Genomic DNA, 11,457 nt, shown 5'->3' on the forward strand with positions numbered 1-11,457 from the left:
CCGAATTATGTCGAGCGGGTACGCGAACCCCTTTTTCTTCGGAAAATCTAAGACTTCTCCTGGCCAAGGCCGTCCGAAATTTTCGGCGGTGCGGCCGTACTGCTGCGCACCACGAGGCTCGTGGCCAGCTCCACCCGCGTCGCGGCGGCGGCCGCGTCCCCGCGCCCCAGGTCCAGCACCAGCCGGGCCGCCGCCTCCGCCATCTCCGTCAGCGGCTGCCGTACGGTCGTCAGCGGCGGGCCCACCCAGCGCGCCACCGGCAGGTCGTCGAACCCGACCACGCTCACGTCCTGCGGCACCCGCAGCCCCAGCTCGCGCGCCGCCTCGTACAGCCCGAGCGCCTGGAGGTCGTTGCCGGCGAAGACGGCGGTGGGCCGGTCCGGGCGGCGCAGCAGCTGGAGGCCGAGCCGGTAGCCGGCGTCGTGGTGGAAGTCGCCCGTCACGACCAGCGACGGGTCGACCGGCAGTCCCGCGGTCTCCAGCGCCGCCCGGTAGCCGTCCATCCGGGCCCGGCTGCACAGCATCCGCGACGGCCCGGTGATCGCTCCGATCCGGGTGTGCCCCAGCTCGACCAGATGCCGGGTCGCGGCGAGTCCGCCCTGCCAGTTGGTCGCGCCGATCGACGGCACGTCGGTGCCCGGGTCACCCGCCGGGTCCATGACGACGAACGGGATGGAACGGCTGGTCAGCAGCGCCCGCTGGGACTCGTCGAGCTCGCTCAGCACCAGGATCACGCCGTGCGGGCGGCGGGCGGCCACCTGGTCGGCCCAGGTCCGCCCGGGCGTCAGCCGGCCCGCACTCTCGGACAGCACGACGCTCAGGCCCGCCTCCCGGGCCACGTTCTCCACGCCCCGGATGACCTCCAGGGCCCAGGCGCTGTCCAGCTCGTGGAAGACCAGGTCGATCAACGGTGAGCGGGCCGCCTCGGCCCGGCGCCGCCGATAGCCGTGGGCCCGCAGCAGCCCCTCGACGCGGGTGCGGGTGGCGGGCGCGACGTCGGCCCGGCCGTTGAGCACCTTCGAAACAGTCGGCGCGGAGACTCCGGCCTCACGGGCGATCTCGGCGAGCGTCGCGCTCTGCGAGGACCGCCGTGCCGTCCGGGTCTGAGGGCTTTCCGGGGGAGTCATGCCGGCGATCGTATCCCCGCGGCCCCCGTTTGCGGCCCCGCACGGCACCACACCCCACCGGAACATTCGACAAGCCATCCGAAAGATTCGCAGACGCCCGGCACCACCGCCATGGACGGGGCTTCACGCCGGGGCCTACGTACCGGTCACGCGCGGCGTCCTACCGTGACGGGCCAACGACGGGGTTCTCCGGTGGCGGCCCAGCCCGATCGTGACGGGCTTGCGCCGGAGCCCTACGGCAACGCCCCAGCCTGGCAGGCCGGCCCTCGCGGTTTCACGCCCTGGCGACCGGGGTGGCGGGCAGTCGTGGCCCAGCCCGACGGTCCTACCGTGGCGGCCTGCGTCGGAGCCGGGCCGGCCCGGCGGCCCGCTGTGGCGGGCCTGGGTCGGGCCTCACGCGACCGCTACAGCCTGGCGGCCCTGCCGTGGCGGGCCGGCCGTCGCCGGCCCCGCACGGCGGTCCCTGGCACCTGCGTCGGGGTCTTACGGTCACGGCCCTACCGTGGTGTCCACCCGTCGCGCTCCTCCCCTGACGACCCGCCGTGTCGGGCGGCCGTCGCAGGCCGAGCCAGTTCGGGTCAGCGGCGCCCGGCCGGTCGGCTGTGGCGGGCCCGCTGCGGTGGCCGGGCTTCCGCCCATCGGCGGCCCGGCGAGGGCCTGTCATGGGGGACGTCGGCGGCGGTGCTCCGCCGTCACGTCGCGCCGCTCCTTACCTCGCGAGGCGTCCGCGGCACCGGCGTCCGCCAGGTGCCTGACCGGCTGTCGCCGACGGGAGCGGCGCGCTTCTCGGCGGAGCGCCCCTCACTCGTCGTCCACCGGCTCGAACCGCCATCGGTGCACCGCACGAGTGACCAAATCGCCGTCCGGTTCCGGCAGTTCCGGGAGGGCGGCGTCGGGGGCCGCGTCCCACCACGTGATGACGAGGACCCGGTCCTGCGGCGCGCGGAAGGTCTCCCGGCGCAGCGGGCCGGGGACGAGGCGCTGCGCGCGTGCCCACGCCAGCAGTTCCTCCCCCCGCCCCTGCACCGCCCGCGCCTCCCACATCAACGCGACCGTCACGAGTAGAGGTTCTCCTTGCTGACCTCGTGCACATGGTCGTGCCCGGGCACGTGCGGGTCCGTCACCGGCAGGGACGAGTCCGCCGACAGGTCCCAGCTCGACGCCGCCCGGCCCCGCGAGACCATCTCGGCGCCCAGCGCCGCGACCATCGCCCCGTTGTCGGTGCACAGCTTGGGCCGGGGCACCCGCAACCGGATCCCGGCCGCCTCGCAGCGCTCCGCCGCCAGCGCCCGCAGCCGGGAGTTGGCGGCGACGCCACCGCCGATCATCAGGTGGTCGACGCCCTCGTCACGGCAGGCCCGCACCGCCTTGCGGGTCAGCACGTCGACGACGGCCTCCTGGAACGACGCCGCCACATCGCGCACCGGCACGTCCTCACCGGCCGCCCGCCTGGCCTCGATCCAGCGGGCCACGGCCGTCTTCAGACCGGAGAAGGAGAAGTCGTACGCCGGGTCGCGCGGGCCGGTCAGACTGCGGGGGAACGCGATCGCGTCGGGGTCGCCCTCGCGCGCGTACCGGTCGATGACCGGACCGCCGGGGAAGCCCAGGTTCAGCACCCGGGCGATCTTGTCGAAGGCCTCGCCGGCCGCGTCGTCGATGGTGGCACCCATCGGCCGCACGTCGGAGGTGATGTCGGAGGAGAGCAGCAGCGACGAGTGGCCGCCGGACACCAGCAGCGCCATCGTCGGCTCGGGCAGCGCCCCGTGCTCCAGCTGGTCGACGCAGATGTGCGAGGCCAGGTGGTTGACGCCGTACAGCGGCTTGCCGAGCGCATAGGCGTAGGCCTTCGCCGCCGACACGCCGACGAGCAGCGCGCCGGCCAGTCCCGGCCCGGCCGTCACGGCGATGCCGTCGAGGTCCTTGGCGCTGACCCCCGCCTCCTTCAGCGCCCGGTCGACGGTGGGGATCATCGCCTCCAGGTGCGCGCGGGACGCGACCTCCGGCACCACACCGCCGAAGCGGGCGTGCTCGTCGACGCTGGAGGCGACGGCGTCCGCCAGCAGGGTGGTGCCGCGGACGACGCCGACGCCGGTCTCGTCGCAGGAGGTCTCGATCCCCAGCACCAGGGGTTCGTCAGCCATGTCGGATCTCGGTTCCTTGTACGGAGGTTGCAGGGTCGGTCAGGCGCATCACCAGGGCGTCCACGTTGCCGGGCTGGTAGTAGCCGCGCCGGAAACCGATCGCCTCGAAGCCGAAGCGCTCGTAGAGCTTCTGGGCGCGGACGTTGTCGACCCGGCATTCGAGCATCACCTCGGCGCACTCGAACGCGGTCGCCGCCCGCAGCAGCTCGGTCAGCAGCCGACCGCCGAGACCGGTGCCCCAGTACGCGCGGGCGACGGCGATCGTCTGGACGTCGGCGATGTCACCGGCGGAGGCGAGTCCGGCGTATCCGGCGACGCGGTCGCCGTCCTGGGCGACGAAGTACCGCCGGGTCGCCCCCGGACCGCGGGCGTGGGCGAGTTCGGACCAGAACATGCCCCGCGACCAGGCGTCGTCGGGGAACAGGTCCCGCTCCAGCTCCAGCACGGGATCGAGGTCCCACCAGCGCATCTCCCGCAGCACGGGCGCCACGGGCTCGGTCACCTCGGTCACTTGGGGGTGACCACCTTGTAGTTCTTGGGCACCTGCGCGTCCGGACGGCGCAGGTACAGCGGCCGGGCGGGCGGGAGTTCCGCACCCTCGGCGAGCCGCTCGGCGGCCAGCCGGGCGAGCGCGGCGGCCGAGACGTGCTCGGGCTCGTGCGCGACCGGGAAGGTGTCCGGGTAGAGCAGCGCGCCCGCGCCGACCGCGGGCAGGCCCGCGACCTCGGCGGCGATGTCGGCGGGCCGGTCGACGGCCGGTTCGGTGACGCGGGTGCGCGAGTCGTCGTACCGCGCCCAGTAGACCTCCTTGCGCCGGGCGTCGGTCGCCACGACGAAGGGGCCCTCCATGTCGGCCGCGCAGGCAAGCCCGTCCAGCGTGCACACGCCGTGCACCGGGACGCCGAGCGCGAGTCCGAAGGTGTCCGCGGTCATCAGCCCGACGCGCAGGCCGGTGTACGGCCCCGGGCCGATCCCTACGACGATCCCGGTGACGGCGTCGAGTTTCAGCCCGGCGTCGTTCAGTACCCGGTCGACGGCCGGAAGCAGCAGCTCACCGTGCCGGCGGGCGTCCACCTGGCTCGACGAGGCGATGACGTCCGTACCGTCGTGCAGGGCGACGGTCACGGCGGGGGTGGCGGTATCCAGAGCGAGCAAGAGCACGCATTCAGCGTACGGCTCCTCGCGGCCGACGGCGGACGCCATCGAGCCGACGGCCCGTCCGGGGCCCGACACGGTGCCCGGTCGGGGGCTCGGCCGCCCGGCTCCTCCCGCTCCGTGCTGCTACCGTCACCTACGGTAACCACAAGCCAGACCTACGACGCGGAGGTGGGCGCCGTGGCCAGCACCAGCGCCGGAATCGTGACCGGGCTGACGGCGGCCGCCCTCACGGCGGTCGGCTTCCTCGCCTATCAGGCGTCGGCGACCGTCCCCGCCGAGCTGAGCGGGTCGCCGAACGGCCTCGGCGGCTCACCCGCGGCGGCCGCGTCCAAGGCCCCCCGCGACAAGCGCCACCCCACCGCCCTGCCCGGCGGCTCCGGCGTCGGCGAACGGGTCGTGTACTCGCTCGACGACGACCGGGTCTGGCTGGTCGGCCCGCGCAACCGGGTCCAGCACACGTTCAAGGTGATGCCCAGCGCGGTCGACCCGGCGCCGGGCACCTACGCGGTGACGTCCCGCTCGGGCGAGACCACCGGCTCCGACGGCACCCAGGTGGAACATGTCGTCCGCTTCACCACCGTGGACGGCGTGGTCATCGGCTTCAGCGCGGCGACGGACGGGTCGACCGCGCCACCGGACCCGTCGGTGCGGACCGGGGGCATCCGGGAGACGCAGGAGGACGGCGACGCCATGTGGATGTTCGCGACGATCGGCCAGAAGGTCGTCGTCATCCGGTAGGCGCCCGGACGTCCGCGAGCGGCTGCCGTCCCGGTGGGAGCCGGGCGTCGAACCTGCGCGCCCCAGGCACCGCGATCCCGGCTGATCCGCCGGATTAGGCCCTAAGCCGCCTCGCGGTGGTCCACGTCCTGCCGGGGCGCCGGCGGCTCGGGGGCGGGCGGCGGAGTGGAGATCGCCCTCGCCGCGGCGCAGGAGGCCAGCAGATCGCGCATGGGCACTCCGGCGGGCGCGAACGGGCGCGGCTGCGGTGTGCGGTCCGTGGTCGACATGGACGCCTCCTGAGTGGCGGGGGCGGAGCCAGTGGGTGCAACTTAGGTACACCTAACCGCCGCTGGATACCATGTGACCACGTCCGGGACACCGGACGCAATATCTTGCCGACGTCATGTCGGAATGTTCATGCGGTCATGCGGACAGCGACTCCAGGTCCACCGGTGCCCAGCGCTCGCCGAGGCCCGCGAGCGTCACGTGCCGCACCTCGTCCGTGGTGTCGCCCACGGCCCGGTGGATGGTGACCTGCAGCCGGTCCTCGGTCAGCTCCTCGACCTTGCCCTCGCCCCACTCCACGACGACCACGGACTCGGGCAGCGACACGTCGAGGTCGAGATCCTCCATCTCGTCCAGGCCACCGCCCAGGCGGTACGCGTCGACGTGGACGAGCGGCGGCCCGGCCACCAGGGACGGATGCACGCGGGCGATCACGAAGGTCGGCGAGGTGACCGCTCCGCGCACGCCGAGCCCTTCGCCGAGCCCTCGGGTCAGCGTGGTCTTGCCCGCGCCGAGCTCGCCGCTGAGCATGACCAGGTCCCCGGCGCGCAGCAGTTTGGCGAGCCGGAGGCCGAGGTCGCGCATCTGCTCGGGCGAGTGGACGATCAGCTCGGTCTCAGCCGGGTTGTGCGGTGCCGCTGGTGCTTCCATAGCCACCCACGGTAGCCCCTGCCGGCACGGCACCCACGCGCGTGAGCAGGTCGGCGAGCCGGTCGGTGACCACTTCCGGGTGCTCCAGCATCACCAGGTGCCCGGCGTCGGGCACGAGCACCAGTTCCGCGTCGGGCAGCAGCGCGGCGATGGCCTCGCTGTGCTCGCTCGGCGTCACCAGGTCCTTGAGCCCGGCCAGCACCAGCACCGGCAGATCCGCGAAGTGCGCGAGCGCCTCGGTCTTGTCGTGGTCGGTGAACGCCGGGTAGAACTCGGCGACGACATCGATGGGTGTCCCCTCGATCATCCGCTCGGCGAACCGCGCCACGGCCGGGTCGACGTCCCGGGTGGCGAACGAGTACCGCTTGATGATCCCGGCGAACAGATCGGCGACCGCCCGGCGTCCCCTCTCCACCAGTTCCGCCTGCTGCCCGAGCGCCCGCAGCACGCCGGGCAGCACCCGTCGGACCGCGTTGACCCCGGCGACGGGCAGCCCGAAGTTGACCTCGCCGAGTTTCCCCGAGGACGTACCGACGAGGGCGACCGCGACGACCCGGTCCCGGATCAGTTCGGGGCACTGCGCGGCCAGGGCCATCATCGTCATGCCGCCCATCGAGTGCCCGACCAGCACGACGGGGCCCTCGGGCACGGCCGCGTCGATCACGGCCTTCAGGTCCCGGCCGAGCTGGTCGATGGTGACGGGGGCACCGTCCTGGAGCTGCGCCGCCCCGCGCCCGGACCGGCCGTGGCTGCGCTGGTCCCAGTGCACGGTGCGCACGACGCCCCGCAGCGCCTCCCGCTGGAAGTGCCAGGAGTCCTGGCTGAGGCAGTAGCCGTGGCTGAAGACGACGGTGACGGGGGCGGGGGCCTTGCGCCCGAAGAGCCGGCGCCGCCGTGGCGCGACGCCGGCCTCCGCCTCGACCTCGTCCACCTCGTAGTACAACTCGGTGCCGTCGTCGCCGTAGGCCCGTCCGGGGGTGCCGCGCAGCGCGCCGTACGGTCCCGTCGAGTCGAGGGCGAGCCGGGCCTTGCGGCGCATGCCGCGGCCCACAGTCATCCGCTCTATCGCGACGCCGGCGGCCGCGCCGGCCGCGATCACACCTATGGCGGCACCGGCGACGCCGGTCACCTTGCGCCAGTTTCCGGCCACCCCCGTGGCGGAAGCGACGGCCGCGGCGGCGTCGGCGACGCCCTCCGCACTGCTCTCGCTCACGTACCGCTCCTCTTCGCCGGATCCTCAGTACTGCGTCGGGCCCACCGCCCGCCCGCCGACCCCCGTCGGGCCGACCCCGTCGGGTCAGCCGGTGCGGGCCCGCGCCGAGAGCCGGTGGCACCGGCCCGGATACCCGTCTTGTTCCCCGTTCACCTACCCCTGAGAGGCTGTTCCCGGCCGACCTGTCCCCGCTCGCCCCGCCGAGGTCTCCGCGTCGACGTAGACGCGCGGAACGCGCGTTCCGATGCGGGTCACGATCTCGTACGCGATCGTCCCCGCGGCCTGCGCCCAGTCCTCGGCCGTGGGCTCGCCCCGGTCGCCGGGCCCGAACAGGACGGCCCGCGCACCCACCGGCGGCTCGTCCCCGCCGAGGTCGACGACGAATTGGTCCATCGCGATCCGTCCGGCGACGGTCCGCCACTTCCCGCCGATCAGCACAGGACCGGTCCCCGAGGCGTGCCGCGGGATGCCGTCGGCGTAACCGAGCGGGACGAGGCCGAGGGTGGTGTCGCCGGGCGTGGTGTACCCGTGGCCGTAACTCACCCCGTGGCCACCGGGCACCTGCTTGACCAGCGCCAGCGACGCGGACAGCGTCATCACCGGCCGCAGCCCGAAGTCGGCGGGCGTGCCGATCTCGGGGTTGGGCGAGATGCCGTAGAGCGCGATGCCCGTGCGGACGAGATCGAAGTGGGACTCGGGAAGCGTGAGAGTGGCGGGCGAGTTGGCGATGTGCCGCACCTCGGGACGGACGCCCTCGCCCTCGGCGTACGACACCATCTCCCGGAAGCGGCCGAGCTGGACGGCGATGGACGGGTGCCCCGGCTCGTCGGCGCACGCGAAGTGCGACCACAGTCCCGTGACCCGGACGAGGCCCTCGGCCTCCGCCTGCACGGCCGCCGCGACGAGCTCGGCCCAGTCGTCGCCGGGCTGGCAGCCGTTGCGCCCGAGCCCGGTGTCGGCCTTGAGCTGCACGCGCGCGGGCCGGCCCGCCTGCCGGGCGGCCTCGGTGACCTCGCGCAGGGCCCACATACCGCTCAGGGACACGTCGATGCCGGCCTCGACGGCCGCGCGCCAGGGCCCGCCGGGCGTCCACAGCCAGCACATGATCCGGACGTCCGCCGGGATGCCCTCGTCGGCCCGCAGCGCCAGGGCCTCCTCGGGCGTGGCGGTGCCCAGCCAGCTCGCGCCGGCCGCCACGGCCGCCCGCGCGCACGGCAGCGCGCCGTGCCCGTACGCCTCGGACTTCACCACGGCCATCAGGGCCGCGCCGGGCGCATGGGCGCGCAGCGCCCGCACGTTGGCGCGCAGCGCGCCAAGATCGATCTCGGCCCGACCGCGCAACGGGGCGGTGCTCGGCAGCTGTGCAGTGGTACTCATCGCGCCCAGTCTCTCAGAGCGATCGGACGTCTCTTCGACCCCGACCCCACGGACCGGCCGTGCCACCTGTCCGCCACGCGCCGCGTCGCCCCCGCGCCGCCACCCGCCCGTTCGCTCCCGCGACGGTCACCCGCCTGTCTCCCCGTTCGCCCGTTCGCCCCGGCCCCGTACGAGGCCTGCCGCTCACCGCCTGCGCACGTCCCGCCAGGCCGCCGGGATCGCCTCCGCCACGTCGTGGGCGCCCACCGGCGCGCCGTCGGCCGCGAGCCGCCCGGCCAGCCCGTGCAGGTACGCCCCCACACTGCCCGCGTCCCGCGCCGGGAGCCCGGCCGCCAGCAACGACCCCGCCAGCCCCGACAGCACATCGCCGCTCCCGGCGGTGGCCAGCCAGCCCGTCCCGGTCGCGTTCACGCGTACGGCGGCTCCGCTCCCCGCGTCGGCCACCAGCGTCGTCGACCCCTTCAGCAGCACCGTCGCCCCGTACCGCGCCGCCAACTCCCGCGCGGCGCCGAGCCGGGCACCCTCGACCTCCTCCCGGCTCACCCCGAGCAACGCCGCCGCCTCGCCCGCGTGCGGAGTCATCAGCGTCGGCGCGCTCCGCTCCCGCACCGCCGCCTGCGGCGCCAGCCGCAACCCGTCCGCGTCCACCAGCACCGGCACGTCGGCCCGCAACACCTCGGCCACCGTGTCCGCGTCGTCCCCGGCCCCCGGGCCCACGACCCACGCCTGCACCCGCCCCGCCCGGCGCGGCCCCTGGTCCGACACCAGCGTCTCGGGGAACCGCGCGATCACCGCGTCCGCGGCGGGCCCCACGTACCGCACGGCGCCCGCCCCACCCCGCAGCGACCCGGCGACGGCCAGCACGGCGGCGCCCGGATAACGGGCCGACCCGGCGGCGATCCCGACGACCCCGCGCCGGTACTTGTCGCTCTCGGGAGCCGGCAGCGGCAGCAACGCGGCCACGTCTGCGTGCTGCAGGGCCTCCAACTCGGCGCCCCCGTCCGGCAGCCCCAGCCCGATGTCGACGAGCCGCACCGACCCGGCGTACTCCCGCGCGGGATCCACCAGCAGCCCCGGCTTGTGCGTCCCGAACGTCACCGTCAGATCCGCCCGGACGGCAGCCCCCCGCACCTCCCCGGTGTCGGCGTCGACACCGCTCGGCAGATCGACGGCGACCACGGCCGCCCGTGCCCGATCGGCGGCCTGCGCCAACGGCACGGCCTCGGACCGCAGCCCGCCCTTCCCCCCGATCCCCACGATCCCGTCGACGACGAGATCGGCCCGCTCGATCAGCCCTTCGGCGCCGTCGACACCCGCCACGGAGCCCCCGGCGCGCCGCAGCGCGGCGAGCCCGCCCGCATGCGCCCGCTCCGGCGACAGCAGCACGGCCGTCACCCCGGCGCCCCGCCGGGCCAGCCGCGCCCCGGCGTGGAGCGCGTCACCCCCGTTGTCCCCGCTCCCGACCAGCAGCACCACACGGCTGCCGTACACCCGCCCGAGCAGCTCCGCGCAGGCGGCCGAGAGCCCGGCCGCCGCCCGCAGCATCAACGCCCCCTCAGGAAGCCGCGCCATCAACTCCCGTTCGGCCGCCCGGACCGTCTCCACGCTGTACGCAGTACGCATACGTTCGAGTCTCCCGCACCCGACGGTCACCGTCGCGCCCAGCCACGGGCGGGCCTCAGCCCTCCGCGACGACGACCGCCGAGGCGACGCCCGCGTCGTGACTGAGCGACACGTGCCAGGACCGGACGCCGAGAGCGGCGGCACGCGCGGCCACCGTCCCGGTCACCCGCAACCGTGGCTGCCCGCTCTCCTCGACGTACACCTCCGCGTCGGTCCAGTGCAGCCCGGCCGGCGCGCCGAGGGCCTTGGCGACCGCCTCCTTCGCGGCGAACCGCGCCGCCAGCGAGGCGATGCCGCGGCGCTCACCGCTCGGCAGCAGCAACTCGCTGCGCAGGAAGAGCCGCTCGGCCAGTGCGGGCGTGCGCTCCAGCGACGCCCGGAACCGGTCGATCTCCGCCACGTCGATCCCGACCCCGATGATGCTCATGCCGAGCACCCTAAGCGCGAGGCCGGGCGCCGGCATGGAGGCGCTGGTTCCCTTGCGCACCGGCGCCCGGTGCGACGCGGGTGCCCGCCGGGCGGGAAGTGATGCCCGATTTCACATGTTCCGCGCACTGTGCTCCCTGGTGGGTCACATCTCCGGGGTCTCCGGGGCCGGACACACGAAGGGCCCGGTCGGTGACCGGGCCCTTCGTGTCGACGCGCACGCCGCTCAGTGACCTACCGGCAGCGCCCTACCAGCGGTACCACCGACCGCGCTTTCCTCCTGCGCCCGCGGGCCGGACCAGGAAGCCCAGCAGCCACAGCACGATCACGATGATCGCGATCCACCACAGTGCCTTGAGTGCGAAGCCGGCACCGAAAAGGATCAGAGCCAGCAGAAGAACGAGAAGAAGGGGAACCATATCTATCAACCTCCAGGACGACGAGTTCCCCGCTTCCGAGCGGACAAGCACACGAGATTCCGGGTCGTTTAGCCCTCACCGAAGCGGTAACCCGAACATCACCAAACGCCGTGACGACGTTGGGATGTGGAAACTCATGACGGGCAACCAGAAGGCGAAGGCCAAGGCGGAGCAGCTGATGGGCAAGGCCAAGGAAGCCCTCGGCCGCACGTCCGGCAACCGCCGCATGCACGCCGAAGGCCGCTCACAGAGCGCCCAGGGCGACGCACGCCAGGCCTGGGAAAAGGCGAAGGACGCCTTCCGCCACTGATTCCGTA

General features: G+C 74.2%; 14 protein-coding genes. 2 read left to right on the forward strand and 12 right to left on the reverse strand.

The features are described 5' to 3' along the window. Positions 1 to 47 precede the first annotated feature (47 nt). The 5 genes from ACZ7LV_RS22625 to tsaB all read right to left on the reverse strand — a co-directional run bounded on the left by ACZ7LV_RS22625 (position 48) and on the right by tsaB (position 4,429). The gene (locus tag ACZ7LV_RS22625) at positions 48 to 1,127 is read right to left on the reverse strand and encodes a LacI family DNA-binding transcriptional regulator (RefSeq protein ID WP_471941664.1); all 1,080 of its coding nucleotides are present in this window, start codon (positions 1,125 to 1,127) and stop codon (positions 48 to 50) included. 801 nt (positions 1,128 to 1,928) lie between these two features. Further along, the gene (locus ACZ7LV_RS22630) at positions 1,929 to 2,186 is read right to left on the reverse strand and encodes a hypothetical protein (protein WP_471941666.1); all 258 of its coding nucleotides are present in this window, start codon (positions 2,184 to 2,186) and stop codon (positions 1,929 to 1,931) included. After that, on the reverse strand, positions 2,183 to 3,268 hold the full coding sequence (gene tsaD, locus ACZ7LV_RS22635; RefSeq protein WP_471941668.1) for a tRNA (adenosine(37)-N6)-threonylcarbamoyltransferase complex transferase subunit TsaD: 1,086 nt from the start codon (positions 3,266 to 3,268) through the stop codon (positions 2,183 to 2,185). Before tsaD ends, ACZ7LV_RS22630 begins: the two co-directional genes overlap by 4 nt. Further along, positions 3,261 to 3,770: a ribosomal protein S18-alanine N-acetyltransferase gene (rimI, locus tag ACZ7LV_RS22640; RefSeq protein ID WP_401680229.1), complete on the reverse strand. Its 510-nt coding sequence runs from the start codon at positions 3,768 to 3,770 to the stop codon at positions 3,261 to 3,263. The genes tsaD and rimI overlap by 8 nt, the downstream gene beginning before the upstream one ends. Positions 3,771 to 3,775: 5 nt before the next feature. Next, entirely contained in the window at positions 3,776 to 4,429 is a 654-nt protein-coding gene (tsaB, locus tag ACZ7LV_RS22645; protein WP_471941669.1) for a tRNA (adenosine(37)-N6)-threonylcarbamoyltransferase complex dimerization subunit type 1 TsaB, read from the reverse strand. Between the two features lie 174 nt (positions 4,430 to 4,603). Between tsaB and ACZ7LV_RS22650 the strand changes: the two genes are divergently transcribed. Beyond that, on the forward strand, positions 4,604 to 5,164 hold the full coding sequence (locus ACZ7LV_RS22650; protein WP_471941671.1) for a hypothetical protein: 561 nt from the start codon (positions 4,604 to 4,606) through the stop codon (positions 5,162 to 5,164). 101 nt (positions 5,165 to 5,265) lie between these two features. Here the strand turns inward: ACZ7LV_RS22650 and ACZ7LV_RS22655 are convergent, their stop codons facing one another. The 7 genes from ACZ7LV_RS22655 to ACZ7LV_RS22685 form a co-directional block, all read right to left on the reverse strand. Next, the gene (locus ACZ7LV_RS22655) at positions 5,266 to 5,433 is read right to left on the reverse strand and encodes a hypothetical protein (RefSeq protein ID WP_471941673.1); all 168 of its coding nucleotides are present in this window, start codon (positions 5,431 to 5,433) and stop codon (positions 5,266 to 5,268) included. Positions 5,434 to 5,569: 136 nt separating this feature from the next. After that, the gene (gene tsaE, locus ACZ7LV_RS22660; protein WP_471941674.1) at positions 5,570 to 6,082 is read right to left on the reverse strand and encodes a tRNA (adenosine(37)-N6)-threonylcarbamoyltransferase complex ATPase subunit type 1 TsaE; all 513 of its coding nucleotides are present in this window, start codon (positions 6,080 to 6,082) and stop codon (positions 5,570 to 5,572) included. After that, a complete protein-coding gene (locus ACZ7LV_RS22665; protein ID WP_471941675.1) occupies positions 6,048 to 7,295 on the reverse strand; it encodes an alpha/beta fold hydrolase in 1,248 nt (415 codons plus the stop codon). The genes tsaE and ACZ7LV_RS22665 overlap by 35 nt, the downstream gene beginning before the upstream one ends. 153 nt (positions 7,296 to 7,448) lie before the next feature. Further along, complete coding sequence (gene alr / locus ACZ7LV_RS22670) at positions 7,449 to 8,672, reverse strand: alanine racemase (protein WP_471941677.1); 1,224 nt, start codon at positions 8,670 to 8,672, stop codon at positions 7,449 to 7,451. 183 nt (positions 8,673 to 8,855) lie between these two features. Further along, complete coding sequence (locus tag ACZ7LV_RS22675; protein WP_471941678.1) at positions 8,856 to 10,295, reverse strand: NAD(P)H-hydrate dehydratase; 1,440 nt, start codon at positions 10,293 to 10,295, stop codon at positions 8,856 to 8,858. A 55-nt stretch (positions 10,296 to 10,350) separates the two neighbouring features. After that, positions 10,351 to 10,722 carry a holo-ACP synthase gene (locus ACZ7LV_RS22680; protein ID WP_401679824.1) on the reverse strand — a complete coding sequence of 124 codons (372 nt, stop codon included), beginning with the start codon at positions 10,720 to 10,722 and terminating at the stop codon, positions 10,351 to 10,353. Between the two features lie 247 nt (positions 10,723 to 10,969). Then, positions 10,970 to 11,140: a hydrophobic protein gene (locus tag ACZ7LV_RS22685; protein ID WP_401679821.1), complete on the reverse strand. Its 171-nt coding sequence runs from the start codon at positions 11,138 to 11,140 to the stop codon at positions 10,970 to 10,972. 136 nt (positions 11,141 to 11,276) lie between these two features. On the opposite strand from ACZ7LV_RS22685, the gene ACZ7LV_RS22690 reads away from it, so the two are divergent. Further along, positions 11,277 to 11,450, forward strand: a complete 174-nt coding sequence (locus ACZ7LV_RS22690) for a CsbD family protein (protein WP_471941680.1) — start codon at positions 11,277 to 11,279, stop codon at positions 11,448 to 11,450. Positions 11,451 to 11,457: the final 7 nt, after the last annotated feature.

This window comes from Streptomyces sp. NPDC107562 (assembly GCF_055657325.1).

What these genes read in the sequence shown, in the direction of transcription:
- ACZ7LV_RS22685 (WP_401679821.1), bottom strand. Translation starts at nt 11,140, where the DNA reads ATGGTTCCCCTTCTTCTCGTTCTTCTGCTGGCTCTGATCCTTTTCGGT.
- ACZ7LV_RS22680 (WP_401679824.1), bottom strand. Translation starts at nt 10,722, where the DNA reads ATGAGCATCATCGGGGTCGGGATCGACGTGGCGGAGATCGACCGGTTC.
- tsaD (WP_471941668.1), bottom strand. Translation starts at nt 3,268, where the DNA reads ATGGCTGACGAACCCCTGGTGCTGGGGATCGAGACCTCCTGCGACGAG.
- tsaE (WP_471941674.1), bottom strand. Translation starts at nt 6,082, where the DNA reads ATGGAAGCACCAGCGGCACCGCACAACCCGGCTGAGACCGAGCTGATC.
- ACZ7LV_RS22690 (WP_471941680.1), top strand. Translation starts at nt 11,277, where the DNA reads ATGACGGGCAACCAGAAGGCGAAGGCCAAGGCGGAGCAGCTGATGGGC.
- alr (WP_471941677.1), bottom strand. Translation starts at nt 8,672, where the DNA reads ATGAGTACCACTGCACAGCTGCCGAGCACCGCCCCGTTGCGCGGTCGG.
- ACZ7LV_RS22675 (WP_471941678.1), bottom strand. Translation starts at nt 10,295, where the DNA reads ATGCGTACTGCGTACAGCGTGGAGACGGTCCGGGCGGCCGAACGGGAG.
- ACZ7LV_RS22625 (WP_471941664.1), bottom strand. Translation starts at nt 1,127, where the DNA reads ATGACTCCCCCGGAAAGCCCTCAGACCCGGACGGCACGGCGGTCCTCG.
- ACZ7LV_RS22655 (WP_471941673.1), bottom strand. Translation starts at nt 5,433, where the DNA reads ATGTCGACCACGGACCGCACACCGCAGCCGCGCCCGTTCGCGCCCGCC.